The organism is Mesorhizobium sp. Arg314 (assembly GCF_053714275.1).
Window position 1 is genome coordinate 42,328 of the sequence record NZ_JBSKBP010000017.1, and the last position, 25,840, is coordinate 68,167.

Here is a 25,840-nt window from a genome sequence, read left to right on the forward strand (position 1 = left end):
CGGGGCCCAGGATGCTGCAAAAAAAGATCTGCATGTTGGGCGGCTTCGCAGTTGGAAAGACGAGCCTGGTGCGCAGGTTTGTGCAAAGCATCTTCTCGGAAAACTACCTGACCACGGTGGGCGTGAAAATCGACAAGAAGAGTGTCGTACTCCCGGACAAAGCCGTGGATCTGATTTTATGGGATTTGGCCGGCGAAGACGATATCGGCTCATTCCGCGTCAGCTACGTGCGAGGTGCGACCGGGCTCGTGCTTGTCGTCGATGGAACCCGGCCCGCTACTCTCGCTGTGGCGCTCTCCCTGCGCGAGCTGGCCGAGGCTGAATTCGGCGCCATGCCGTTCGTAGTGCTGTTCAACAAATCCGATCTGACCGACCGGTGGGCGATATCGGATGGTGAGATAGACGAATTGAGGCAACGGGGATGGCAAATCTATCTGACAAGCGCGCTTTCGGGCGAACGTGTTGACGATGCGTTTCGTCAGCTTGCATCGATGGTCGCCAAGTAGACCATGCCCGGCTTGCCGAAAGAAGTCAGAAGCTGGTTATACGATTTCTTCTATAATGAGCGCTCTGCCGCATATCTGAAAATCGACGCCAGGCAATGCATAGCCGCGAAGGGCGGCAACATTGAACATTACGGACTCGCGTCGCTTCGCACCGGCAAGCCGGTTGCCGATCAGCTTGAATTCATGGAAGGTCTGCTGCCCTGCCCTGAGCTTCCCTATCATATGCCCATGGTGGAACTGCCCGGCGGGCGTGTCGCGGACCTTCATCTCTTTGGCGACGGCGGCTCGGTCTGGTTGCTCTTTCTCGACGCCACTGCCGAACGCTACAGCCAACAGCGGCTTCAACAGAAGGCTTATGAAATGACGCTTCTGCAAGAGAGGGAGCGTCAACTCAATGCCAAGCTGCAATCGACGAACGACGCGTTGAGGGAGAGCCAGGAGGGATTGTCGCGCGAATACCGCCGCGCCGAATCCCTGCTCCTCAACATTCTTCCGGCGTCGATCGCGGAGCGACTGAAAGCGGACGAGCAGATTGCGGACAACCACGCGGAGGTCAGTGTGCTTTTTGCCGACATCGTCGGTTTTACGGAAAGAGCGCGGAGCGTCGGAGCCGTGATGACGCTCGCTATTCTAAATTACTTCTTCAAGTCGGCGGATCTGCTCTCGGAACAATATGGTTGCGAAAAGATCAAGACCATCGGCGATTGTGTGATGGCGGTCGCCGGCCTGCCCGTCGCACGGTCCGATCATGCTGAAGCCCTTGCGCACTATGCCCTCGAACTGCGGGAGGCGGCCAGGCGCGAGCGCTTCGCGGGAGAACCGCTAAGCCTCAGGATCGGAATTCACTCCGGACCGATCGTGGCGGGCGTCATAGGCAAAAGGCGGTTTGTCTATGACCTGTGGGGCGACACCGTCAATCTCGCCGCGCGCATCCAAAAGGCTGCGGAGCCCGATGAGATCCGTATCTCGGATGCGACTCATCAATTGCTTGGGCCGGAATTTGCTTGCGAGCCGCTCGGGGAAACGGAATTGCGAGGTACAGGTCGAGTGCGAATGTGGCGGCTCTAGGCTTGATTTGCCCTCGGCAGTGCCGACCCGTAAATCATTGAAAAATACGATAATGGTGAGCCCGGAGGACATATTAAGATTGTTGATTTCGGCGTGCTTTTCGTGGTTCGAAATCGAAAAGCTCCCCGTATCGCTCCGTTTTGTTCCGCGACAATCGGCACCAATGAAGAACGCGCTCTTTCAGTTAGGAATAGCTTTGTCCAGTTCACTGCCACGAAGGCGATTTCGGCGCAGAATGGCTGGAGGCCGGCGCCGCCAGGTACCCGGCGCAAACTCGGAACGATGACGTCTTGCACCGCAACTTTGGTTTCTTCAAGGTAGGAGCAACGGCGGACATAGATGTCGTTGCTTGCCGATTTGACCGGAAGGTTGCAGCACGATGCCACTCATGAATCTAAGATTGGGAGCCAAGAATCAGGCGCGCCCGGCACGACGTCCCGGAGAGTTGGCTGCGATGTTTGTCCTGATTGCCAGGCCGCTCATCCTTGGGATCGCCTTCTTTTTGGCTTGCCCGGCACAGGCGCAGGCGCCGGCGGCCGTCCCGCCTGAAAAAGTCAAACAGCTATTCGAGCTTCTCGGCGATCCCTCAGTGAAGGCCTGGGTGGCCGAACAAAGAAACGCCGGGTCAACCGGAGTGCCTGCCAAGACAGGACCTTCGCCGGCCGAGGCATCGTCCGACCCCCCGGCCGCACCAGGCCAGATGAATACGATGGCCTCCTCGACGCTCGACCGGATCAGGCATCATATCGAAAGAATCGCGCGAACATTGCCCTCGCTGCCAGGCCAGTTCGCGCGCGTTCGGGCGGCGACCATGGAGGATATGTCCAGCAAGGGATCTGCCGGCGTGCTTTTGTTGATCGCGATGTTCATCGCTGCCGGCCTGGCGCTCACCTGGGCAACGTACAAGCTCACCCGTCCATTTCGTCTTTGGATCATCTCGCAGCCGAAGGACACGCCTATCGGGCGGGCCAAGAAGATCGGCGGCCGCACGCTTTATTCCAGCCTGCTGATCGTCTCGTTCGCGTTGGGCAGCGCCGGCGCGTTCATGTTGTTCGACTGGCCAATGCTCATCCGTGAGATCGTGCTGACATTTCTGATGGCTGCAGTCGCGACGTGGGGTGTTCGCACGTACGCCATCGCCATGCTCGTCCCTGCCTTCATGCATGTCGACAACGCCGTCGAGGTTCGTGCTTTGCCGATCACCAACGAAACGGCTGACCATTGGTCCTATTGGATAGCCCGGATCGCCGGCGTCTTCGCCTTCTTCGCCGCCGCGTTCGTCCTCTTGCCGGGTCTCGGCATCGATCGGGACGGGATGATGGTCCTGTCGGTTGGCGCCGATTTCGTGCTGCTGCTGCTCTTGTTGCTTGCGGTCTGGCGCCGGCCAAGAACGCAGCGAGAGGGTGAGCACCAAAGCGGCCACACGGCAGCGACATGGTTGTTGACTTCCTATTTCGTCGTTCTGTTCCTGCAGCGCATTGCCGGCCTTTATGTATTCTTCTGGTTCACCTTCGCCGCATTCTTCCTGCCCCTGGCAATCGTGCTGACGCAGCGTGGAGTCAATTTCGTCCTGCGGCCGGGTTCGGAGGAAGCTGGCCGGCCTACGATCCCAGCGGTGACGATCGCTGTCATCGATCGCGGAGTCCGGATGATTTTGATCCTGGCGGCGGCTTACTTTCTCGCGCGTGTCTGGGGTCTGGACATGCAGTCCATGCGGGACAGCGATACGACGACGACGTTCATATTGCGCGGCTTGATCGATGTCGTGGTCATTACCCTCGCAGCCGATTTCGGCTGGTCGATCATCAAGGCCTTGATCGAGCGAAAGCTGGGCATCGAAATACCGCACCCGGTGATCGGCGACGAGGACGTCCCGACGCTTGATCCGCATCAGGCGCGGCTGCACACGCTGTTGCCGATCCTTCAGAATATTCTGCTCGCAGTGATCGTGGTGATGGCGGTGCTGATGATGCTCGCCTCGATGGGTATCCAGATCGGCCCACTGATCGCCGGCGCTGGCGTCGTTGGTGTCGCTGTGGGGTTTGGGGCACAAACCATAGTCAAGGACGTCATTTCAGGCGTGTTTTTTCTGCTCGACGATGCGTTTCGTGTCGGCGAATATATTTCCTCGGGCAACTACAAGGGTACTGTGGAAAGCTTTTCGCTGCGCTCGGTGAAGCTGCGCCACCATCGTGGCCCGCTGTTCACAATACCTTTCGGTGAACTCGGAGCAGTCCAGAACCAGAGCCGTGACTGGGTCACCGACAAATTCAACATCACCGTCGGCTATGACACCGATATCGACTTCGCTCGCAAGCTGATCAAGCAAATCGGCCTCGAACTGGCGGAAGATCCCGAATTCAAACACTGGGTGATCTCACCGATCAAAATGCAGGGCGTGCAGGAATTCGGCGAGTACGGCATCGTACTGAGGGTCAAGGTCACGACCAGGCCGGGAGGCGCCTTCAGTATGAAACGCAAATTCTACGTACGCCTCCGCCAAGTCTTCAAGGAGCAGGGCATCGAACTGCCATTTCCGACCGTCCACGTCGAAGGGCTACAAAACCCACATGGGGCAGAGAATGCGCCTGTGGAGGCCACACCCGAGTTGAAAATGGCCGTCGCGCAGTCGCACACCAATCGGCGCAGAAAAAAAGCTAGCATGACGGAGTAGGAAAGCTGTGGCACCTAATGCCCGAGATCGGGGATCTGGCCGCCACCGAGATCTACGCTCAAGGCGAAAAAGCCGGCGCCCTTACCAGGTCGAATTCGGGGCCGTCCGCATCTATCGCCTGCTTGCCGATGACCGCAGGCAGATCAGCGCGTTCCATCTGGCGGGAGAAACTTTCGGCTTCGAAGGCGACACCACCCACCACTTCTTCGCCGAGGCGATCAACGCAACCGGCGTGCGGGTCTTTCGCACTCCCTCGGGCATGGACATGTCCCGCCAGATGCACACCTAGTACCGTCAAGCCATCGGCGCCGCGCCGCGCCGCTCGAGCGCGGTCTTGCGGATGATTTCCGCGATCTCCGGGCTGCTGCTGCACAGCATCTGGAAATCCGCCGAGTGCAGCGACAGCAGTGAGACCGCCGTTGCGGCGCTGACGGTCGCCATACGCGGTTCGCCGCTGATCAGCGCCATCTCGCCGAAGAAGGCGCCAGGGCCAAGCTCCACCGGATTCGGCGTCGCGACGCTGACGCGCCCCTCCACGACGAAGAACATCTGATCACCGATCTCGCCATTGCGGCAGATCACGGCGCCCGCCGGCACAATGCGAGGTCTTAACGCGCGCACGATCTCGATCAGCACGGCCGGGCCGAGCTTCTGAAACAACGGCACGGCGGCGACCAATTGCCAGTTACGGACGAAATCCCCGCGACGGACTTCTTGATAGAAGCCGGTGGCAAGAATGCCAGCCCAGAGCCCGAAGATGCCGATGCCACTCATCATGACAGCCCCGGCAAGGACGCGGCCGGCGAAGCTTTTCGGAATGGCGTCGCCATAGCCGGTCGTGGACAGCGTGACCACCGCCCACCACATTGCCTGGGGGATGCTGCCGAACTTTTCCGGTTGGATATCGCGCTCGATGACATAGCCCGCGAGCGCGACAGCGAACAGAACGACGCCGAAGAGCGTGGTGACGCCGATCAGGTTGCGCGCTTCGTTGGCCAGCACCCTGCCCAGCACCGGGAAGAAGGTCGAGTCGCGCAGCGGTTTCAGCAGCCAGACAGCACAGTAGAGGCTCCGGTCGGGCGTGCCGACGAGCAGAAATGCGGCGAGTGGAACCAAGACCGCGAGCACATCGATGGCGATTGCCGGCGTCCTGTCCCTAACGTCTCCCGCCCGCCGCTTGAGCAGCGTCGCGGCCATTTGCAGGAGATAGGCGCCCCAAATGACAGCGAGCACGGCAACCAAAGCCAGTCTGCTTCGTCCGGACATGTCCGGTATCGTGAGCGCAGCCACCGCCAGAAGCCCAGGCGCAGCCAGCACCGCGTTGGGCGGCGCGTAGATTCTTAGGAAAGGCAGTACCGACATTCTATGCCCACGAGCGGTTACTACCCTCCAAAATAGGATGCCTTCAAGGCAAACGTAAAGGTGCCTGCCGTCGCTGTGAAATGCATCAACAACGGTAAACTCAGATGTCCGGGATTGCTTCGTGACCTGACGTGAACAGATAGGCCACAACCGACGAGAATGACCCGATCCGGACAATTGTAACAAGGTTCCGCGAAGGTCAGCTTCGGAGAAAAGGCGCCATGGGATCGCGACGGAGAACTGAAATATCGGACCGTCGTTTTCACTCGAGCCCGATCCACACAAAGGTATGTGGGCAAGCCGAAGCTTCGCTGGAATATCAACCGCGATTGCCTGCTCAATGACATGTGTCCCCACCGGGCAGATGGGAAAGAAAATTCATCGGCTCCTTGTGCGGCAACAATTTAATTTTCGCGATCCTGGCGTGGCACCTCGACCCTGCGTTTATCTTCGTCGACAGCAGCCGCATGCAATCTCTGCCGGCTTGGCACCGGCGGAAAACGAAACTATCCCGGGTTCTTAAGTTCCCACCAAAAGGCTCGCCGGGGTCGACTGCAACACGCCGGGGAACGGCCCAATCCTGGCCGGGCGATGCCCGGACTGGAACAGGTTGCTGTGGAGGTTGGCTATCCACTGCTTGCCTTCGGTCGTCAGTTCCAAATATCGGATAGCGTCGCCGATATAGGGCTCAACCTGCAGCGTGAAGAAATCGGTGAAGATGGCGCCGAGATCGGCGGCGGTCTTGCAACCGAGCTTTTCCACCATCCCGATCTCAGAGAACTCGGCAAACAGCGCCGGCAGCTTGCGGTGGTAGAAGGGATCAGCGAGCTGGCCGATCAGGTCCGCGGCCCTGACCAGCGCAGGCTCGGTGTCGGTGACCTGGTAGGCCGGATCGTTCGGTACCGGAAAGCGCGTCATCTCGATCGCCTCGACAATGCGCTCCTCGTTGACGAACTTCGAGGAACCAAAACGTTGGCGCGCATAGATCTTGGCGCGCTCGATATGATAGGGCGCAAGCACCGCGTCGGAGGCGCCGCGGGGTGGCGTGTGGCGTTCGCCGGCCTCGTTAATGACGAAGCTATCCTCGGTGTCGCCCTGGCACACGCCGTGCACCATCCCAATGTCGTGGACAAGCAGCGCGCAGGTATAATGCAGCCAGTCATCGGGGGTCAGGGATTCCGAAAGCAGCCGGCCGCGGATGATCTGCTGGCCAGCGAGCGTAACCATCAGCGTGTGCTCGATGTTGTGATAGAGGGCGTTCGAATTGCCGATCCGCTCCAGGACAAGGCGGGCCGCCCCGCCTATGTAGCTCGCATATTCCGGATTGCGATGCGAGAAATACTGGAGATAGAGTTCTGACAGATAGTCGCCGAGCCTGTCGGCCATGATGGAGATTGGATTGAGCATGACGATCGTTCCTGAGCGCTTTGAAGTTCGACAAGTCGCGCCGCGGCGGCCATCCTAGCACGGTTCTGGCGCCGCCCGTCCCAGTCGATGCCGACCGCAATCAGCACCGCCTGGCTCGTGACGATGCCGGCTTCGCGCACCTTCTGGTAGCGAGCGTCGAGGATGAGATAGGCAAAGGGCGGCCGCTCGGCAAAGGCCTTCAGGCTCTCGTCCAGCCGCTTGTTGATGGCCGAGATCGACGAGGCGGAGAAGGCATGACCGCACAGCTCCTCGGTGATCGCCTTGGCCTTTCGGGTCGATACGCCCTGCACGTACATCTCCGCAAGGGTGGCCACCAAAGCGCGCTCGGAACGCTGATAGCGCTCGAACAATTCGGTGGAGAAGCGGCCCGCCCGATCCTGCGGAACCCGCAGCTCAAGCTTGCCGACCCGCGTGACAAGGGTGCGGCCGTAATAGCCACAGCGATAGCCAAGACGCTCCGGCGTGCGCTCGCTCTTCGAAGCACCCAGCGCCTCATCCATCTCGGCCTCGAGCACCTCCTGCATCACCGCGCGGATAACCTCGTGCAATCCATCCGGGTTCGAAAGCAGAATGTCTTTGACGGCGGCTATGGCGGATTTATCTTCAGTCTTGGTCATGGTGGCGTTCCTTCGCGGAATCGGTGACGTGAACAATCACCAGCCTGCCATGACCGCCCTCTCTCAGCGAATTTGCAGAACTCTCAGCACACAACCCGGAATCGCGTAGCAACGCACTTGGCTAGCCCTGTCTGAAGTTGCTCCTCGCTGAGTGCCCTTGCCATCATCCGCCTCGTTAAAGTGGACGTCGAATCAGCTCAGCAAGCCTGTGTCACATCACTATCGATTCATCGATCGCTGGGTGTAGCTGCGAAGGTACAGCACGCGCGAAGGGTGCTTCTTGAAACGAGGCGACAGCCTGGCCGACGTAGCCCTTGCCAGCGGATTTGCCGGTCGCTGCCACTTTACACGCGCATTCCGAATGGTCGCGGAAGTATCGCCCGGCGCCTGGAGAAGGAACCACGTAATCCAAGACCGGTTGGTAGCCAGCCATGTCATTGTCGATAACAGCTTACACCTCGTCCGAAGAGCTAGTTTCGGCCGCTCGCCTGAGCTGCAACGGCGTCTTTCCCGTGCGGCTGCGCACCACTCGCGCGAAATGGGAGGCACTCGAGAAGCCGGCGCGCCTTCCAATCTCTCCAGTCGTCACTCGCCTAAACAACCGTGAGGTCAGCATCCGCAATGCAACCTGGGCTCTTGCGTCGATCAGCCTTCGTCCGAACGTCTCGTTCGCTGCCGCCAGCGCACGGTGGAGAGTCCGCACGGAAATGTTCAAGGCGCTTGCCACATCGGCCGCGGTCAGCTGCCATTCGGTGCAACGCTGGGCGAGACAATCGTCGATGCGTTTATGCAGTGACCGTGTGGCCGGCGTGCTCTCCTCGGTCAACTGCATCAGACCGCTTGCTGTAAGGGCAAGCAAGGAGCCTACCTGATCTGCGATTACCGACAGCGGCAAAGGCGGTGCGGCGGCCAATTCGGGGGACAACTCGCTCAGGAAAGACGATAGGGCGTGTCCCCAAAGCGAGTTGCCGGGAATTCGCTTGGCGGCGACCAGATGGGGATTTGGAAGCCACTGCCGCACCCAGGAATCCGGAGCAACCACATTGATTGCGACGAACGCCTCGTCAATGTCGACCTTGAGCGGATGCTCCGAATCGATAATCAGGACGTCGCGCTGCAACATGCGGAGCGAACCGCGATGATGCGCGGTCCAGGGTGACTGCAGCGTCATCAGGAGATTGAAGCGGTGATCCCCGGTGCGGGCTAGTTCCTGTCGGCCACGGGCGCCAGCATGCGGTGACCCAGTCGCTTTGCAAACGTCGACACTGCCCAGCCGCGCCAAACTTGCTTCCGCGCGAAAAGATTGCGGATCCCCATGCGTCAGGGCAACCGGATATATGGCCTCGCTGAGCGCCGCGGCGAAATAGTCCAGCCGTTTCGGTTGCGGCACACTCCCGGTCGACCAGCGTTTGATCGGGTCGTGATCCTCGTCTTGCACTGGAACCCTCTCCGGACGAGTGCATGGGAGCCCATGCCCAGCCCTTGTCCGACTGTAAGCCTGTAACCGGACCATCCGCAACGGTGATCCTTCCCACTTGGCGCGCACAGGTTCAACTAAGGGGCCTTATGGCGCACACAGGCCCAGGCTACCTGAGGCGGCATCAGTCTGTTTGCCGGCAATCAATCTGAGGTCCTTCTCGCTTTGCCGGCCAATTGTTGCTGGTGATTTAAGTGTTCCATTCGAGGCACCGGCGGGCTTCGTGACGCTGCATGTCGCCTTGATGGTGCACTTCGCGCAAGCGGCTAAGACACAGCGCTATGGAAGCTACGCCCCGACGCGGTGAGCACGGTGCCAAGACGCGCCTGCGGGCAAAGATCTTGGACGTTGGCGCATGGGGGTTCAAATTGGCCTGGCGGCGGCGCATATGAGTTCTTTCCGCCCGATCTGGGACGTAGACTGCGTTGACGATCTCCCGGACAGTCGTACATGATGGACGCTGAAACAGCACCTGGAAATCATAGCTACTGGGACGCGCCGCTTCCCCCCGGTGGACAAGAGAAAACTGGCCAATGGGCGATTCAGGTCGCTGCATCGGGTGGCCAAACCAGTCCGGAAGTTCGAATGGCCGCATACCCTGTCCTGGCTCGTTTCGCTCGACGCAGTGCTGCCTTACAGGACGGAGCGATTGGACGTGTGGCGGTTTCATCGTCGGAGTCGTCGGGTCGCGAGGTAGCATTCGGGCCCTTCCGGCTCCTGCTTGAGGGGAAGTTGCTCTTCGAGGGAGAGCGACCCGTCCGCTTGGGGAGTCGCGCGATCGACATCCTGATCGCCCTGGTATCGCGCCCCGGTCAGATTGTCGCCAAAAGCGAACTCTTGAACCTCGTTTGGCCAGGCACCTTCGTTGACGAGGCCAATTTGCGGGTTCATATCGCGGCGCTACGCCGGGTTCTCGGCGAGGGACAGGGGGACGCCCGCTACATCGTCAACCGGGCCGGCCAAGGCTACAGCTTCATCGCAGCGCTGAAGGCCAACGATAACTTCGAGAGCGTCACGCCGGAAATCCCCACATCTCGGCCTGGTCGAAACCTGCCCATCATGCTCACCCGCATTGTCGGCCGGGATGAAACACTCCGCGCCGTTTCTGCTCTCCTCTACCACCATCGCCTGGTGTCCATTATCGGACCGGGCGGCATCGGCAAAACCACCACCGCCGTCGCGGTCGCCGAGCGCGTCGCCCAGAGCTACTCGAACGGTGTTTATTTCGTGGATCTTTCTTCGGTCTCGGAGCCCACGCTTGTCGCCAGCACGATCGCGTGCGCCATCGGAGTGCCTGTCTCCTCCGAGGAGCCCATGGCAGATCTGATCGCCTTCCTGCACGATCAAGACGCCTTGTTGATCATCGATACCTGCGAACATTTGATTGAGGCATGCGCGACGTTCGCCGAGGAGGTATTGACGAATACGCCCGGCGTCAGTGTTCTGACGACAAGTCGCGAGCCGCTACGTGCCGCGGGCGAACGGGTGCACCGTCTGCCGTCGCTCGCCACGCCTCCAAGCATGGAAAAGCTTACCACGGCCCAGGCACTTCAATTCGCGTCGGTTCGGCTTTTTGCGGAGAGGGCCGCCTCCAATTACGATTTGTTCGAGTTGAGCGACAGCGACGCACCGGTTGTAGGCGAGATATGCAGCCGGCTTGACGGAATCCCGCTCGCTATAGAAATGGCTGCCGCATATGTCGACGTCTTCGGAGTTCAGGGCATCGCCCAGCGCCTTGGCGAGACGTTCAGGCTGGCCGCGCAAGGTCGAAGAACGGCATTGCCCCGACATCGGACGCTGAGGGCGATGCTTGACTGGAGTTACGAGCTGCTTTCGAACGATGAGCAGGCGATGCTACGGCGGCTGGCGGTTTTCTCCGGCAGCTTCACCCTCCGGGAAGCTGTCGCCGTGGCAGCTGGGCAGGATGCGGATTCGGCCTCGTCGATCGCCAAACTGGCCAACCTGGTGGCCAAGTCGCTGGTGTCGACCGAGGTTGGCGACCAGGAAGTATTCTATCGCCTGCTTGACACCACTCGCGCCTACGCACTTGAGAAGGAAGCTTGAGAAGAGTGGCGAACACCAGCCAATATCGCATCGTTTTTGCAACATTTTGGCAACCCGCTCGAACGAGCCGAAATTAATGGGTCCGATCCATCCGACAGTGCGATGGCTCCCCCGGACTGGGCACGACATGCTGGGGCCTTCGATGGTCGTGGACCGGATGTTTGGATAGCCCGTCGAATTATCGAGAAGGTCGCTGCTGCCTTTGCTGGGACGCCTCGGTTCAACGCCCAATTCACCGAGAAGTTGACGGAGCTTGATCACTCCAGCCTGATCAGATCGAGATTCGACAACGGTCCTCCGGGAACTTGCTGCAGTCGTCCGCCCTCCGCCAGCTTTCCCAAATCCACGCCGGCAAAGCCCATGCGGCCGATGAGCCGTCCGACCTCCGCTTTGGAGGGGGCGTGGTCGCCAGAGAAGAAGATCACTCGCCGTCCCAAGCCATGTCGCGGACCCAGGGCGAGAACATCCGCGCGCAAAGTATTGAACGCCTTGACCACACGTGCGCCGGACGCAAGATCCGTCACGACTTCACTTGAGGTGCGCGCCTCCAGCTCGCCCCTTCGGCCCGCCGACGGTTCAAGCGGGTTGGTGGCATCGATAAGAATCCGACCCTCGAAGTCCGGAATGTCGGTCAGCACGATTGGCACCTGTGACCATGGCACCGCAAGGAAGATGATTTCCGGTTGAACGACCTGCTCCAACGTTCCCGCTGTCGCCCCCGGTCCCAATCGGTGTACCACATCGGCCACCGAGTCTGGGCCGCGGCTGTTACACATCACCACTCGGATGCCGACTCCCAGGAGAAGGCCGGTAACCGCCTTGCCAACCGCGCCCGCGCCGATAATACCGACGATCATGCTCAGCCTCGCTCCCGTGGGCCGGACAAGGCGCAGATTGGCCTTGATTGATGTTTGCCGACCGATGTCGCCATGACTCGATCAACGACATTTTCCTCGGAGCTGCCTTGGGTCAACAGCATGTCCACATAACAATGTCAGACGGCTAAAGTCGTATAGCATCATTGATGATGCGCTTCATGGGCAGGTGTTTCGAGTAAATGTTCGTAAAACCTTGCAAATGATCGCCGACGTCAGGCAGCCCAATCTCCATTCATCTGCGCTGAACCGCAAACATCTCTTTTACTGGTAGGCCAGAATGGCGATTTTCCGGCCAGTTCGCCATGGAGTTGATGGCATTGCAGATCGGCGCATACGACTTTTGTCTAAAACCCAAGCGGTGCGCCCCTTGTAAAGATCAAGAAAGAGCCAACCAGTATGAATCGCTGCTTTTCAAGAAATTACTAGGTAAATCCACCCCTGCGGGAACAGAATTTCCGTCACGCAAGGCCGAGGCTTCCCGACTACATCACGAGGCCCGTGCGCTCAAGAAAGAATGCCGTCAGGCACAGGAGGTCCGAATTGTTCGCGATACAGGCAGACGCTGTTGGCGCAAACGGGAGCTGGTTGCCGTCGCAATGCCGACCTCAGAATCCGACCGGCCGGCAGCCCAGGCGTCAGGAGATTATCGTAAGCCTTGTCGAGGCCGACTGCGGCAGCTCCGCGGCACCGATATCGCTCTCACGCGCTGACGCGTTCATCGTGGCCGTTTCACTGCCGGAGCACCTTGAAGGCCGGGCAGAGCTCGGGACTGTCAGATTTGTGGATCTTCGTCTGACGCAGCCGCACCACCACAACGTGCCTCGCAGCATCCAATTCTACTTCCCTCGCCCGGCGCTGACGGCCGTGGCGGAGGAAAATGGCTACTGCCCAGTAGAGAGCCTCGGCTGTGAGCCGTCCTTCGACGCCGCCGATGATACGCTTTGCCGTCTCGCGATCGCCCTGGAGCCGGCGCTGCTGCGTCCGCGCGAGGCAAGTTTGCTGTTTGTCGGCAACGTCGCCCGGGCCGCCGTGGTTCACTTCATCGCGCGCTTTGCCGACAGGAAAACGGCAGAGATTCGCCGCGGCGGGCTCGCCCCCTGGCAGCTGAAACGCGCTCGCGAAATGCTCGAGTGCAATCTCGAACGCGAGATTTCGCTGCCCGAGATCGCCGCGCAATGCAGGTTGTCCACCCGTCATTTCTCGCGCGCCTTTTCGCAGTCGACGGGGATCCCGCCGCAGCGCTGGCTGATGAGGCACAGGGTGGAAACCGCCAAGGGGTTGCTGCTCGAGCCGCAGCTTACCATTGCCGAGGTCGCCAAGAATGTGGGCTTCGCCGATCAGAGCCACATGACGCGTGTTTTCTCCGAATGGGTCGGCGAAAGCCCCGGCTCGTGGCGGCGAGGCAACTACACCGGGCCCAGCGAATTGGGCGCCCATTTCTGAACCGAGAGCGAACATAGCGGTCATGACACAAGGAGGCGAGAGAACATGTCCCAGAGCGAAGCTTACGGCGACAAGTTCGGCGACAAGTTCGGACTTGAAGCTGCCCCTGCGTTCGTCACGCGAACCCTTAGAAACGCCGAGATAGCCGCCACCGAGATACGATGCGACAGCCCACGCATTGGCCCCACGGACCCTATCCCGCGCGAGGATGGGTATACGATCGGACTGATGCTGCGCGATTACCCGAATCATGAATACTGGGAGGACGGCAAGCACGCGCCACGGTCATGGCTGCGCACGGGTGACACGGTCCTTTATGATCTGAAACGCAGTCCGATTGTCTTCATCGACAAGCCTCACCATTCGATTCATTTCTACCTGCCGCGTGCCGCGCTCAATGCGATTGCCGACGACGCCAATGCTCCACGCATCGGCGAGCTGGTGTATAATCCAGGGGAAGGCGTTGCAGACACGACCATGCAGTGCCTCGGCAATTCGCTGCTGGCAGCATTCGCGCAGCCGGAACAGGTCAGCCGTGTCTTTGTCGATCACGTGACACTGGCCGTGGGCATTCATCTTGCGCAAGCCTACGGCAACATGCAGCCTGCGGCACGCCGGGCTCAGGGCGGTCTGGCATCGTGGCAGGAGAGACGCGCCCGAGATCTCATCGAGGCGAATCTGAGCAGCGACATCTCGTTGCGTGCTCTTGCCACCGAGTGCGGGTTGTCGCGAAGCCATTTCGTCCGGGCCTTTCGGGCATCGATGGGACTGGCGCCACACCAATGGCTGCTGCAGCGGCGTATCGAGAACGCGAAGACCTTGCTTCAGGACGCGGCTCATACCATCGCCGACGTCGCGCTTGCATGCGGCTTTGCCGATCAAGCCCACTTTACGCGCGTCTTCACGCGAATGGTCGGCACCAGCCCTGGCGCCTGGCGTCGATCCCTTACCAGCTAAGGCCGCTGCTCTCGCGCCCGGCGCCGGCACTAGAAACCGGTGGGCGGAGTCACTGGTTTCGCCCGCCCGGCCGGTCAGATTTCCGCTCCTACTCAGCTGCCAACGGATGTCGAACGAGCGGCAGGTCCAGTCGACGCCAGACGTCGACCATCGCCCTGGTAAGAGCAGCCGCGAGCCTGTCGTCATGGAATGGAGAGGGCGTGATCCTCAGCCGTTCGGTCCCTCTCGGCACCGTGGGGTAATTTATCGGCTGAATGTAGATTCCGTGATCCTGCAACAACAGGTCACTTGCCATTTTGCACCGCTCGGGATCACCCACCAGCACCGGGATGATGTGCGTGTCGGTGGCAATGAGAGGCAGGCCGGCGCCGGCCAGGGACGACCTGACCCGTTCGACGCGGTCGCGGTGACGTTGTCGCTCCACCTCGGAAGTCTTCAAATGCCGGATCGCGGCGGTCGCCGCTTCCGAGATCGACGGTGGCAGCGCCGTCGTGAAGATGAAGCCGGGCGCATACGATCGAACGGCGTCGATGACGTTGCTGGCACCGGCAATGTATCCGCCGAGGCAGCCAAAAGCCTTTGCCAGTGTTCCTTCGATTATGTCGACCTGGTTCATGACGCCATCGCGAGCCGCGATCCCCGCGCCCCGTGGGCCATACAGCCCTACCGCGTGCACTTCATCGCAATAGGTTATTGCGTCATAGCGCTGTGCAAGCGCGCAGATCTCGGCGATCGGCGCGACGTCGCCATCCATGGAGTAGAGGCTTTCGAACACAATCAGCTTGGGGCGATGCCGGTCAGCTGACGCCAGGTGCCGCTCGAGGTCGGCCACGTCATTGTGACGCCAGATCTTCCGCTCCGCGCCGGAGTGGCGGACACCCTCGATGATGGATGAATGGTTGAGCTCGTCAGACAGGATCAGGCAATCCGGCATCAGCTTCGCGATAGTCGAGATGCCAGCCTGGTTGGAGATGTAACCCGACGTGAAGATCAAAGCCGCCGGCCTGCCGTGCAGATCGGCAACCTCATGCTCGAGCCCGACTAGCGGAGAGTTTGTTCCGGCGATATTGCGCGTGCCGCCTGCACCAGCCCCGACACGCATCGCGGTCTTGCACATGGCATCCAGCACTTTCGGATGCTGGCTCATTCCCAGATAATCGTTGGAGCACCAGACGGCGATTTCCCGCGGCCCATCGGGAGATTGCCACATCGCCCACGGGCAGCGGCCGGCTATTCGCTCGATCTCGATGAAGACCTGGTAGCGTCGCTCCTGGCGCAGCCGTGCGAGAGCGCCGGCAAAGAAGCCGTCGTAGTTCAACGCCGTCACTAATGGAGAGTTGCCGGGTTGGCGGCGGCCACCGGTCAGCTCGATTGCTGAGGCCGTCACGGCGCAACTGGCTCCTGTTTCACGCCTTGCGCATTTTTCGCAGGCCGCGGCGGCTCGGCGATCAACCGCGAGCTCCGCTGCCCCGTCACATACGACCATAGCCATTGCGATTGCACCCTCCAGCGATTTTGCAGCTGTGGGAGAGAGGTCAGGTGAACGAAAGCCCAGATGAGCCAGGTGACGAAGCCGCTCGTCTTGATTTTGCCGGCCTCGAGAACTGCGAAATTCTTGCCGACGACTGCCATGTTGCCTTTGTCGTGGTATCTGAAGGCGCCCTTCGGCTGCCGGCCGTTGATCCGATCCGATATCAGACGTCCCACATAGTTGCCTTGCTGAATTGCCGCTTGCGCGACACCTGGGACCGGTCGACCATCTTGCAGAATGGAGGCGGTGTCACCCACGGCGAACACATCCGACATGCCTGGAATGTTCAGGCCAGGCTCCACCACGGCTCTGCCGGCGCGATCGGTATTGGCGCCGAGCAACTTCACGATCGGCGATGCGGCGACACCCGCCGTCCACAGGACGGTGGCGCTTGCGATCCTCTCACCGGCCGCGATCACGCCAATCTCGTCGACCTTGTCCACCTTGACGCCAGTGAGCACCCGAACGCCCAATTTGGCGAGTCGCTTGGCCGCCTTTGCCGACAGCGACGGCGCGAAGCTCGGCAGAATCCGATCGCCGCCGTCGAGCAGGATAATCGTGCTCATTGAAGGGTCGATGCGGCGAAAATTCCCGCGAAGGGTGACCGACATCATGTGGGCCAACGATGCCGCGAGTTCCACACCTGACGGGCCGGCACCGACCAGCACGAAAGTCATTTGTCTGGTCCGCTCGTTCTCGTCATCGGTCGCTTCGGCCGTTTCCAGGGCGCTGAGGATTTTCGTCCGGATCAGATCGGCATCGCCGAGGGTTTTCAGTCCTGGGGCGTGAAGCGCGTATTCGTCGTGACCAAAATAGCTCGGCTGCATGCCGGTAGCGACCACGAGGAAGTCGAACCGGATTTTGCGCATGCCGATGCCTGGGCTCACGACATCGACGGCCCGCCGGGCCAGGTCAGCGCCAGTGACTTCGCCAAGCAGGACATTCAGGTTTGCCTGCTTCACTTCCAGTTGCCGAACCGGTGCCGCTATTTCGGAAGGAGCAAGCACCGCGGTCGCGACCTGATAGAGGAGTGGCTGAAATATGTGATGATTACGCCGGTCGATTAGAAGAACGTCCGCCTCAGATCCTTTCAGGGCTCGCGCCGCGGCAATTCCTGCAAAGCCTGCACCAACGATCACCACTCTGGGACGTGCGGCCTTCCCGCCATCCGTGGGTCCCAGATCCTCTTGAGGGCCATTCTGTGCGTACAGTGCGCTCACCGGGAGATACCTCGCAACATCTTATTCGATCGCGTGTCCAGACTGGCGCCCGGATGCTGATCCAATAGCTCGTGGGCAGACGTCGCTTCTTGTACGGCATTGCCATCGGTTGAACGTCTTCGCCCTGTTCCGCCCGTTGGATGCCTGTTTCAGATCGACTGTTTCCCAACGGATCCGCGTGCTGAATCGTCGACAGTTAGCCGCCAGCCCGAAAAAGGCGAAAACGTTCCTGAAGAGGCAACGCCATACAAGAAACGCGAGCCAATTAGAGCCAAATCCATCAGTCAGTATCCGAGCGCCGTGGCGTCCTGGCGCGCACCGCGGAAAGGCTGCAACATGGACTTCGATCCCGTATTTCTATCTCGCATCCAATTTGCCTGGGTTATTGGCTGGCATATTCTTCTGCCCGCCTTCACGGTCGGGGCTGCATCCTTCATCGCTGTGGTGGAGGGCCTTCACCTGGCGACGGGACGCGCGGTCTATGCACGCATCTCGACGTTCTGGATCAAGATCTTCTCCATCGCCTTCGGCATGGGAGTGGTCACCGGCATCATCATGCCGTTCCAGTTCGGAACCAATTGGAGCAACTATGCCGCCGCGACCTCCAATGTGCTCGCGCCCTTGTTCGCATATGAAGGCCTGACGGCATTCTTCCTCGAAGCCGCTTTCCTGGGGGTTCTTCTGTTCGGCCGCCAGTTGGTGCCGGCGTGGGCCCACTTCGTGGCAGCGCTCATGGTCGCGCTCGGGACCCTGTTCTCCTCCTTCTGGATCTTGTCCGCCAACAGCTGGATGCAGACGCCGGCCGGATACGAGATCATCGGCGGGCAGTTCTTTCCGAAGGACTGGATCGAAGTGATCTTCAACCCTTCCTTCCCCTATCGGCTGGCGCACACCGTCGTCGCCTTCTTCGTAACATCTGCTTTCGTTGTGCTGGCCGTTGGCGCCTACCTCATCCGAAAAAGGCATTCGCCCGAAGAGGGCCGCACCATGTTCTCGATGGCGCTGTGGCTGCTGACGGTGCTGGTGCCTTTGCAGATGTTCATCGGCGATCAGCACGGGTTGAACACACGCGAGCACCAGCCGGCAAAGCTGGCGGCAATCGAAGCGCGATGGGAGACAGGCTCGGGCGTGCCACTGACGCTTTTCGCCATTCCGAACGCTCAGTCGGAGCGCAACGACTTCGCCATCGAGATCCCCTATCTCGGAAGCCTTATCCTGACGCATTCCATCGACGGCGAGGTGAAGGGTCTCAAGGATTTTCCGGCCGACCAGCGTCCGCCGGTCGCCATCCCCTTCTTCGCCTTCCGCGCGATGGTTGGCTGCGCCATGCTGATGCTTGGACTGGTTGTGCTGGGAGGCTGGCTCAGGTTTCGCGGGCAGCTCTTTGACCGCCCCCTGTTCCTGCGGCTGTGCGAGCTCGCGGCGCCGATCGGTTTTGTCGCGGTGATTGCTGGATGGTGCGTTACCGAGGTCGGGCGCCAGCCGTGGACCGTCTATGGGCTGCTGCGCACTGCGGATTCCGTTTCGCCTTCCCTGACCGCCGGCGACGTCGCGCTTTCGCTCCTCGGTTACATAGTGGTCTACCTGATCATCTACCCGTGGGGCCTCGTTCTGATGTTGCGCGCAATCCGCAAGGGTCCGGCGCAATCGACCGAGGAACGCAATGAGATCGAAGGCGGACGGCCGGTCGCGCCCGTCCTGGCCGGAACAGCATCCACCGTGAAAGGAGACATCCTGTGAACGAGATCCTCGACCTGGTGCCGATCTGGACGCTGATCCTGGGGCTCGCGGTTTTCTTCTACGTCCTGCTCGACGGTTTCGATCTCGGAGTGGGAATGCTCTATGGTTTTGCGCCCGATACCGCATCGCGAAACCGCATCATGAATTCGATCGCCCCGATTTGGGACGGCAACGAAACATGGCTCATTCTCGGCGGCGTCGGCCTTCTTGCCGCCTTCCCGACGGCATTCGCCGTCATCATCCCGGCCGTGTATTTCCCGATACTGGTCATGCTGCTGGCGCTTGTGTTTCGCGGCCTCGCCTTTGAGTTCCGCTATCGCGACGGCGCCAACAAGACCTTCTGGGATCATGCCTTCTGCTACGCCTCCGGGATCGCGACCTTCGCACAGGGCCTGGTGCTCGGCAGCTTCATTCAGGGCTTCCAGGTCACCGGTCGGCAATTTGCCGGAACGTCGTTCGGATTTCTGAGCCCGTTCACGGTGCTCACCGGCATTGCGTTGCTGTTCGGCTATGGCCTTCTGGGCGCTGGCTGGCTCATTCTGAAGACCGATGGCGAACTGCAGGCGGCCGCTCGCCGCCAGGGTCGGGTCTGCCTCATCGGCGTGCTCCTGGCGATCGCGCTGGTCAGTGGCTGGACGCCCCTGATGAGCCCGGTCGTGGCCGACCGCTGGTTCTCCTGGCCGAACGCCGTGCTGCTGGCCCCCGTGCCGATTGTCACCGCGGCCATTGCCCTCTTCACCTGGCGCGCACTGAACGGCACCGCCGAGGCCAGCCCTTTCCTTGGCGCGATCGCGCTCTTTCTTCTGTCCTATATCGGCATTGCCGTCAGTCTCTTCCCGATGATCGTCCCCTATCACTTCACGCTCTGGCAGGCGGCCTCCTCTCCCCGCACTCAGGCTTTCCTGCTGGTCGGCACCCTGTTCCTGCTGCCGGTCATCTTGACCTACTCGGCGTGGTCTTACTGGGTGTTCCGCGGCAAGGTGAGGCCCGAAATCGGCTATCACTGACGCATCCCGGCTCGACCTTCGTCCCCTCCGCAACCAAGCAATGGAGATCGTTCGAAGAAAAACGTGTCGAGAGGGCTATTCCATCCCTGCCCCCAGACCGGAGACGAACAGCCTCAGGGCGTTGGCGACATCGTCGCGCTCCGCCGGCATTAGCCTGCCGCTCAGTTCTATCGTCGCCATGCCTTGCACCAATGACCGACAGGCAAGCGTGGCGGCGGTGGCGTGCGCGGGCAGGATGCCGGCCACGCGCGTAGCCAGGACCTCGTACGTGCCCTGTACCGCATGCGTGTCCGCGTGGCCGTATTGATGGCTATACATCAGCCGGAACAGGGCCGGATTCATCCGGGCGAAATCAATGAAGGCCATGCCTTGCGCAAACAGGGCTTCACGGGCGTCGGGCCGATCGTCCGCGGCGTTTAGTGCACTTCGCAACATTTCAAAACCGCGGCTCGCGACAGCTGCCAACAAGCCAGCCTTGTCCGGAAAGTGCCGATAAGGTGCCATGGCCGAGACCCCCGCGGCCCGCGCCACCGCTCGCAGGCTGGGTTCCGCGCTCTCAGCCTCCAGGATGCTGAGCGCTGCCTCGATCAACGTCTCTCGAAGCCCAATTTGATTGTCCACTTGGCAAAGCTCCCAGCAAAGTTTACAGTGTAAACAGAATGGTTGTCTACACTGTAAACGGTATGGGGAGCTATGCCCATGTCCATGAAGCGTGTGATCGACGGGGTACATCTCGTCGCGATGGGCAATGCAAACGCCTACCTGATCGAGGGGCAGGACGGGCTTACGCTGGTCGATGCCGGCTTTCCAAACAAGGAAGCCGTCGTCTTCGCGGCAATCCGCGAACTGGGCCGTGCGCCGGATCAACTCAAGCATCTGATACTCACCCATGGTCATCCCGATCACATCGGCAGCGCCGCCGCGATCGTGCGGGAAACGGGCGCACGGACCTATCTGCATCCACTCGACATTCCGATAGCTGAAACTGGCGGTCCGTTCCGCCCGATGACGCCGGCACCCGGTTTGCTGCGGCGGATGTTGTGCCCGGTACTCTACGATCATAACGAGCGCCTCTCGCCCGTCGCCATCGACGCGCCTTTGGCCGATGGGGAGACTTTGCCTATCGCCGGAGGCATCGACGTCATTCACGTTCCCGGGCATTGCGCTGGACAGGTCGCGTTGCTTTGGCGCCCGGGAAACATGCTTTTTGCGGCCGATGTATTCATGAACATCATGGGGATTGGCGATCCCCTCGGTTTCGAGAGCCTGGACGACGGTCGTGCGAGCCAAAGCAAACTCGCCGCTCTTTCATTCGACGCCGTCGGGTTTGGCCACGGCAAGACCATCACCCGTGATGCGATGGCACACCTGCGAAAGCGGGTCCGAAAGTCGACTTCCTGATCCTTCTCGATACTATCGGAAAGCAAGTGCAAGGGCGCCCGAAACCGGTCCGCCGCCCGAACCAAGGCGGGTGTCACACGAATGCGTGCGCGCACCCGGCATGACATTCATCGGGCACATAGAGTTAGGGCCGACGCCTGTGACGGCACCGGCCCTTGATTGGTGGAGTTATCGCGCCGAGTGCGTCGCGTCGGTTGCGTGCCGACCTAAGCCGCCTTCAAGCGACGCGAGCCGCGTATCTGGCTGGATCAGCCTTGGTGGCCTCCCTGTTGCGCAGCTCAAGCAGTCCAAGCAAGATTTCGTCGCGCTCGGCCGCCAATTCGTCGATCGAGCGTGCGCCAACCTCGGCGTGCACACCGTCGATGAGCTTCCGCTGGAGCTCCTCGGTCATTTCCGGCGACCCAAGCACCTTCCACCATGCCGTCAACGGGCCGATGAACTGCTTGAGGAAATGTTCGATGCCGCCCTGGCCGCCGCCCAGGTGATTGAGCATCACCTGACCCATGATACCCCATCGCAACCCCGGCCCCCAGGACAAGGCCGCGTCAACGTCGGCGACGCTGACCACGCCTTCGCTCACGAGATGGTACACCTCGCGAGCCAGGGCCGCCTGCAGCCGATTGGCCACATGTCCGGGAACCTCCTTGTGGAGGCGGACCGTCTGCTTGCCCATGGCGGTGTAGAATTCCGAGGCTCGGCGGATCGTCTCCTCCGACGTCTTCGCCCCGCCGACAATCTCGACCAGCGGGATCAGGTGAGGCGGATTGAACGGATGGCCGATGACGCAGCGCTCGGGATGGGATGGACAGCCCGACTGGATCTCGCTCATCGTCAGTCCTGAAGAGCTCGAAGCGATGATAACGTCGGGCGGCAACAGCTCGTCGAGCTGGCCGTATAGCTTCTTCTTGAAATCGATCCGCTCCGGCCCGTTCTCCTGCACGAGGTCGGCGCCTTTGACGGCCTCCGGCAGGTTTGGCGTATACGCCAATCTCATTTGCGAGGCGCCCGGCGCCAGACCGAGCCTTTCCAGGGCAGGCCAGGCGGCCTCGACGAAGCGCCGCAGCGCGACCTCCGCATCGGGTGCGACGTCGGTCGCGACGACGTCGAGACCCTTGGCCAGGAAGAGTGCCGCCCAGCTTGCACCGATGACACCTGTACCGATGATGGCGACCTGGCGAATGGGTTTGTTGTTGGACATGATCTGATCTCCTTGAGGATGGTCAAGCGTAGGCGATGCCGGTGAGATTGCCCTGGGCATAGAGAAACATCCGCCGCTCTGAGCCATCGAGCTTCGCGGAGTAGACCGAGCCGCCGAAGTCGGTGACGAACATGCGATTGCCCGGGACATCGAGGGCGATGCCGATGCCCTCCATCAGATCGCTCAGCACGATCTCCTGGGCGGGTGTTGGGTGGTCGATTGAGGCGCAATTCACAGTGTTGCCGGAGGGCGGGTTACCACGATCGGTCCAGTAGAGGACGCGGTTTTCCAGATCGAGTTCGAGATCGATCGGCTCGGGCAGATCGTCGAACAGCACTTTGATATCCGAGCGGGTGTATGGATCTTCCCCCTTCGGCATGTCGAGACTCGCCCGGAATATGCGGCCAAGGCCGGCATTGTCTGGACCCTTTTGTGTCCAGTAGAACTGTCGCCGCACCGGATCGACAGTGATGCCGACGCACCATCTCGTCTGGTCGTGGCGATCGTCGATGCCCTCGCCCGCCTTCACCAGGACCTCGATATCCTTGCCGTCAAGCCCCGCGCGCATGACCCGCATGCCCTCGCGGTCACACCAGTAGAGCTTGCCGCTTTGCCTTTCGAGGTGGAGCTGTTTGGGAGTGAAGGTGACGCCCTGCGGGATGATGGTCGTCCGGTTGCTGCCATCAAGGTCGGCCCGCTCGATCGAGCCGTCGTCCAGATTGGGCACTCCCATGTTCGTCCAGTAGATGTGCCCTGCCTGGATGTCGACCGCGATACCATCCGGATTGCGGCAGTTGGTGACGATCACATTCTTGCCGGAGCCGTCGGGGTTCATGGACAGGATACGGCCGCCGCTGAGATCGAGCACGAACAGTCGATCGATCGCGGCCTGAGAGACACCGGGGGCTGGGTTCGCTGCGGGCTTGGTCATCGTATGGATCTCCTTTTGCCGGCGTCAAGCCGCCGCCACTTTTTGCTGGGCTTTGGGTACCGCGCCAACGGCCTGAAGTTCTTCGGCCTCGCTGGCGCTGAAACCGAGCTCGGCAAGGATTTCCCGGCTGTGCTCGCCGAGCTCTGGAGCCCGCCTCGCCGCAACCTTGGCGACGTCGCGAAACTGCATCGGACTGCTGATCGTGGAGTTGAGCTTCCCGCCAGCGCCCGCCAGGGGAACGACGATGTCGTTTTCGGTGAGCTGCGGATCCTTGATCACGTCGCCTGGCGCCCGCACGACCCCAAAGGTCAGGTGGCCCTGCTCGAAGACTTCGCGCCAATGGGCCATCGGTTGCGAGCCAAAGACCTCATCCAGGATTGCCGTGAGTGCCCCGGAATTCGCTGCCTGTTTTGCCGGGTCGGCAAATCGTGCATCGGACAACAGGTCGGGCCGGCCAATGCCATTGGCGAACGCCGGCCATTTGTCCGGCGTCAGCACGATCAGAAACCAGTTGTCGTCGCCGGCGCGATAAACGTTCAAGGTCGCGTTGGGCGGATTCGCCCGATCATGCAGCGGGAAGAAGGTGGCGTCGCACAGCGCGGCTTGAGCCGAGACCGCACAGGCCCAGATGCCTGCCGCGAGCAACGAGGTCGTGACACATGAACCTTTTCCGGTCTTCTCGCGCCGGTAGAGCGCGGTGACGATCGCGGAATAGAGGCTAACGGCGGTCGCATGATCGCCGCTGCCGGACACCGGCAGCGTCGGGGGAGCGCCAGCGTCTCTCGTCAGCGACAGCAATCCGCTGCGAGCCCAGTAGGCTGTGATGTCGAATCCCGGAAGCTGGGCGTCGGGTCCCTTGTCGCCATATCCGGTGACGTCTGCATAGATCAGCCGCGGATTCAGCGAGACAACGTCGTCGTAGCCCAGCCTCAGCTTCTCTCGCGCCGGGTGCGGGGTGTTGACGATGAGGACATCAGCCCATTTGACCAGCCGTTCCAGCACCGGCCGGGCTTGGGGCGACTTCAGATCGAGCGCCAGGCCACGCTTGTTGCGGTTGTTCAGATGCCAGGGATAATTGTCATGAGCCCGCGGCTGCGGCGGGATCTTGTAGCCAATTCTCCAGGTGTCGCCTGTCGGCGGCTCGACCTTGATGACGTCGGCGCCAAAATCGGACAGGATCACGGCGGCCCCGGGGCCGGCGATGAAGCTCGCGAGATCCACAACCTTCAGGCCAGAGAAAATGTTGTCTGTCGTCACAGCTGCGTTCTCCTTGTTCAATGCAAAATCCGGTGAAAGGAGCGGCCAAAGCCTTGGCCGCCAGGTTCATCGAGCGCGCCCGAAATCCAATCGAACGGCCCTGGACAGAGCTGGCCGCGATTGAGCGCGCTGGGCTTTTCGTCTCGCCCGCGCGCTCTCGCGGTTGCGGGTGTTTCAGTGCCCGCGGAACTGCGGCGCACGCTTCTCGAGGAAGGCCGCCGTGCCCTCCTTTTTGTCCTCCGTGCCGGCGCAAATGCCGAAATAGGAGGCCTCGAGCAACAGCCCCTCCAACTGGCCTCCCTCCATTCCCTTGTTCACGGCTTCGAGGGAGAATTTCACGGCAATCGGGGCGTTGGCTGAAATCTGCTTCAGGATGGCCTCGGCGCGTTCGATCAGGCTGGCGGCCGGAACCACTTCGTTGACCAATCCAATGCGGTACGCCTCCTGCGCGGTGATCATTTCACCGGAGAGGATCAGCTGCAGCGCGCGGCCCTTGCCGACCAGGCGAGGCAGACGTTGCGTTCCACCGCCGCCGGGAAGCAATCCGAGCTTGACCTCCGGCTGGCCAAATCTGGCCGTCTCGACGGCGATCCGGATCGTACAGGCCATCGCTGTCTCGCAGCCCCCGCCGAGCGCAAAGCCATTGATCGCGGCGATCACCGGCTTGCCAAGGTTCTCGATGAGATTGAGGACCTCCTGCCCGAAGCGGCTGGACTCCTCGGCGTCGAACGCGCCGGCATGCGCAAGCTCGCTGATGTCTGCACCGGCGATGAAGGCCTTGTCCCCGCTGCCCGTAAGGATGACGCCAAGCACTGTGGCGTCGTCCCGGGCATGCTGAAATGCGGTTCTGAGGTCCGCCCAGGTGGGCGAGTTCAAGGCATTGAGGACCTTGGGGCGATTGATGGTCACGTAGGCGATTGTCCCCTTCTTGTCGTAGAGGACGTTCTCGAGCGTCAATCCGGTATTCAGCTCCGCGACCGGCGAGCTCAATTCCTGCTGGAGTGTCTGGGTGACGGCTGGCGAACCCATTGGATCGTCTCCTGGGATTAAGTACGGATGAAAAGGTAGCCTGCCCTTGGGC

At 61.0% G+C, this 25,840-nt stretch carries 20 protein-coding genes and 3 pseudogenes; 11 read left to right on the forward strand and 12 right to left on the reverse strand.

Annotated elements, in window-relative coordinates; translation table 11 throughout:
* Positions 1 to 11 precede the first annotated feature (11 nt).
* From ACWGS9_RS19415 to ACWGS9_RS19430, 4 genes and pseudogenes are all read left to right on the forward strand, one after another.
* Positions 12 to 506, forward strand: coding sequence for a Rab family GTPase (locus ACWGS9_RS19415; protein WP_454506756.1), 495 nt, complete (start codon positions 12 to 14; stop codon positions 504 to 506).
* A 3-nt stretch (positions 507 to 509) separates the two neighbouring features.
* Positions 510 to 1,574, forward strand: coding sequence for an adenylate/guanylate cyclase domain-containing protein (locus tag ACWGS9_RS19420; RefSeq protein ID WP_454506757.1), 1,065 nt, complete (start codon positions 510 to 512; stop codon positions 1,572 to 1,574).
* Positions 1,575 to 2,028: 454 nt separating this feature from the next.
* Positions 2,029 to 4,248, forward strand: coding sequence for a mechanosensitive ion channel family protein (locus ACWGS9_RS19425; RefSeq protein ID WP_454506758.1), 2,220 nt, complete (start codon positions 2,029 to 2,031; stop codon positions 4,246 to 4,248).
* 38 nt (positions 4,249 to 4,286) lie between these two features.
* Positions 4,287 to 4,528, forward strand: a pseudogene (locus tag ACWGS9_RS19430) (cyclic nucleotide-binding domain-containing protein); the annotation flags it as partial.
* A 14-nt stretch (positions 4,529 to 4,542) separates the two neighbouring features.
* Here the strand turns inward: ACWGS9_RS19430 and ACWGS9_RS19435 are convergent.
* The 3 genes and pseudogenes from ACWGS9_RS19435 to ACWGS9_RS19445 form a co-directional block, all read right to left on the reverse strand.
* The gene (locus tag ACWGS9_RS19435; RefSeq protein WP_454506810.1) at positions 4,543 to 5,610 is read right to left on the reverse strand and encodes a cyclic nucleotide-gated potassium channel; all 1,068 of its coding nucleotides are present in this window, start codon (positions 5,608 to 5,610) and stop codon (positions 4,543 to 4,545) included.
* Between the two features lie 519 nt (positions 5,611 to 6,129).
* Positions 6,130 to 7,017, reverse strand: a complete 888-nt coding sequence (locus ACWGS9_RS19440) for a metal-dependent phosphohydrolase (protein ID WP_454506759.1) — start codon at positions 7,015 to 7,017, stop codon at positions 6,130 to 6,132.
* A gap of 65 nt (positions 7,018 to 7,082) precedes the next feature.
* Positions 7,083 to 7,655: pseudogene (locus ACWGS9_RS19445) on the reverse strand (IS256 family transposase); the annotation flags it as partial.
* Between the two features lie 280 nt (positions 7,656 to 7,935).
* On the opposite strand from ACWGS9_RS19445, the pseudogene ACWGS9_RS19450 reads away from it, so the two are divergent.
* Positions 7,936 to 8,040 (forward strand): annotated as a pseudogene (locus tag ACWGS9_RS19450) (AraC family transcriptional regulator); the annotation flags it as partial.
* A gap of 66 nt (positions 8,041 to 8,106) precedes the next feature.
* Here ACWGS9_RS19450 and ACWGS9_RS19455 read toward each other — a convergent pair.
* Positions 8,107 to 9,093: a helix-turn-helix transcriptional regulator gene (locus ACWGS9_RS19455; RefSeq protein WP_454506760.1), complete on the reverse strand. Its 987-nt coding sequence runs from the start codon at positions 9,091 to 9,093 to the stop codon at positions 8,107 to 8,109.
* A 771-nt stretch (positions 9,094 to 9,864) separates the two neighbouring features.
* On the opposite strand from ACWGS9_RS19455, the gene ACWGS9_RS19460 reads away from it, so the two are divergent.
* Positions 9,865 to 11,196, forward strand: a complete 1,332-nt coding sequence (locus ACWGS9_RS19460) for an ATP-binding protein (protein ID WP_454506761.1) — start codon at positions 9,865 to 9,867, stop codon at positions 11,194 to 11,196.
* A 257-nt stretch (positions 11,197 to 11,453) separates the two neighbouring features.
* Here ACWGS9_RS19460 and ACWGS9_RS19465 read toward each other — a convergent pair whose 3' ends face one another.
* Positions 11,454 to 12,053, reverse strand: a complete 600-nt coding sequence (locus ACWGS9_RS19465; RefSeq protein WP_454506762.1) for an NADPH-dependent F420 reductase — start codon at positions 12,051 to 12,053, stop codon at positions 11,454 to 11,456.
* Between the two features lie 561 nt (positions 12,054 to 12,614).
* Here ACWGS9_RS19465 and ACWGS9_RS19470 point away from each other — a divergent pair.
* Together ACWGS9_RS19470 and ACWGS9_RS19475 are read left to right on the forward strand one after the other, a co-directional pair.
* Positions 12,615 to 13,517, forward strand: coding sequence for a helix-turn-helix domain-containing protein (locus ACWGS9_RS19470; RefSeq protein WP_454506763.1), 903 nt, complete (start codon positions 12,615 to 12,617; stop codon positions 13,515 to 13,517).
* A gap of 45 nt (positions 13,518 to 13,562) precedes the next feature.
* A complete protein-coding gene (locus ACWGS9_RS19475) occupies positions 13,563 to 14,474 on the forward strand; it encodes a helix-turn-helix domain-containing protein (RefSeq protein ID WP_454506764.1) in 912 nt (303 codons plus the stop codon).
* 88 nt (positions 14,475 to 14,562) lie between these two features.
* On the opposite strand, the gene hemA is transcribed toward ACWGS9_RS19475, so the two are convergent.
* Positions 14,563 to 15,792 carry a 5-aminolevulinate synthase gene (hemA, locus tag ACWGS9_RS19480; protein WP_454506811.1) on the reverse strand — a complete coding sequence of 410 codons (1,230 nt, stop codon included), beginning with the start codon at positions 15,790 to 15,792 and terminating at the stop codon, positions 14,563 to 14,565.
* A gap of 65 nt (positions 15,793 to 15,857) precedes the next feature.
* A complete protein-coding gene (locus ACWGS9_RS19485; protein WP_454506765.1) occupies positions 15,858 to 17,225 on the reverse strand; it encodes an NAD(P)/FAD-dependent oxidoreductase in 1,368 nt (455 codons plus the stop codon).
* A gap of 336 nt (positions 17,226 to 17,561) precedes the next feature.
* On the opposite strand from ACWGS9_RS19485, the gene ACWGS9_RS19490 reads away from it, so the two are divergent.
* Positions 17,562 to 18,965, forward strand: coding sequence for a cytochrome ubiquinol oxidase subunit I (locus tag ACWGS9_RS19490; protein WP_454506766.1), 1,404 nt, complete (start codon positions 17,562 to 17,564; stop codon positions 18,963 to 18,965).
* Positions 18,962 to 19,972 carry a cytochrome d ubiquinol oxidase subunit II gene (gene cydB, locus ACWGS9_RS19495; RefSeq protein ID WP_454506767.1) on the forward strand — a complete coding sequence of 337 codons (1,011 nt, stop codon included), beginning with the start codon at positions 18,962 to 18,964 and terminating at the stop codon, positions 19,970 to 19,972. Before ACWGS9_RS19490 ends, cydB begins: the two co-directional genes overlap by 4 nt.
* Positions 19,973 to 20,047: 75 nt before the next feature.
* Here the strand turns inward: cydB and ACWGS9_RS19500 are convergent, their stop codons facing one another.
* On the reverse strand, positions 20,048 to 20,593 hold the full coding sequence (locus tag ACWGS9_RS19500) for a TetR/AcrR family transcriptional regulator (protein ID WP_454506768.1): 546 nt from the start codon (positions 20,591 to 20,593) through the stop codon (positions 20,048 to 20,050).
* A gap of 78 nt (positions 20,594 to 20,671) precedes the next feature.
* Here ACWGS9_RS19500 and ACWGS9_RS19505 point away from each other — a divergent pair, with 78 nt between their 5' ends.
* Positions 20,672 to 21,373, forward strand: coding sequence for an MBL fold metallo-hydrolase (locus ACWGS9_RS19505; RefSeq protein ID WP_454506769.1), 702 nt, complete (start codon positions 20,672 to 20,674; stop codon positions 21,371 to 21,373).
* Positions 21,374 to 21,590: 217 nt separating this feature from the next.
* Here ACWGS9_RS19505 and ACWGS9_RS19510 read toward each other — a convergent pair whose 3' ends face one another.
* The 4 genes from ACWGS9_RS19510 to ACWGS9_RS19525 form a co-directional block, all read right to left on the reverse strand.
* Positions 21,591 to 22,571 (reverse strand): 3-hydroxyacyl-CoA dehydrogenase NAD-binding domain-containing protein, encoded by a 981-nt coding sequence (locus tag ACWGS9_RS19510; RefSeq protein WP_454506770.1) that lies wholly within the window; start codon positions 22,569 to 22,571, stop codon positions 21,591 to 21,593.
* A gap of 22 nt (positions 22,572 to 22,593) precedes the next feature.
* Positions 22,594 to 23,502, reverse strand: coding sequence for a 3-hydroxyacyl-CoA dehydrogenase (locus tag ACWGS9_RS19515; protein ID WP_454506771.1), 909 nt, complete (start codon positions 23,500 to 23,502; stop codon positions 22,594 to 22,596).
* A 24-nt stretch (positions 23,503 to 23,526) separates the two neighbouring features.
* Positions 23,527 to 24,759, reverse strand: a complete 1,233-nt coding sequence (locus ACWGS9_RS19520; RefSeq protein WP_454506772.1) for a CaiB/BaiF CoA transferase family protein — start codon at positions 24,757 to 24,759, stop codon at positions 23,527 to 23,529.
* 174 nt (positions 24,760 to 24,933) lie between these two features.
* The gene (locus ACWGS9_RS19525) at positions 24,934 to 25,788 is read right to left on the reverse strand and encodes an enoyl-CoA hydratase-related protein (RefSeq protein WP_454506773.1); all 855 of its coding nucleotides are present in this window, start codon (positions 25,786 to 25,788) and stop codon (positions 24,934 to 24,936) included.
* Positions 25,789 to 25,840: the final 52 nt, after the last annotated feature.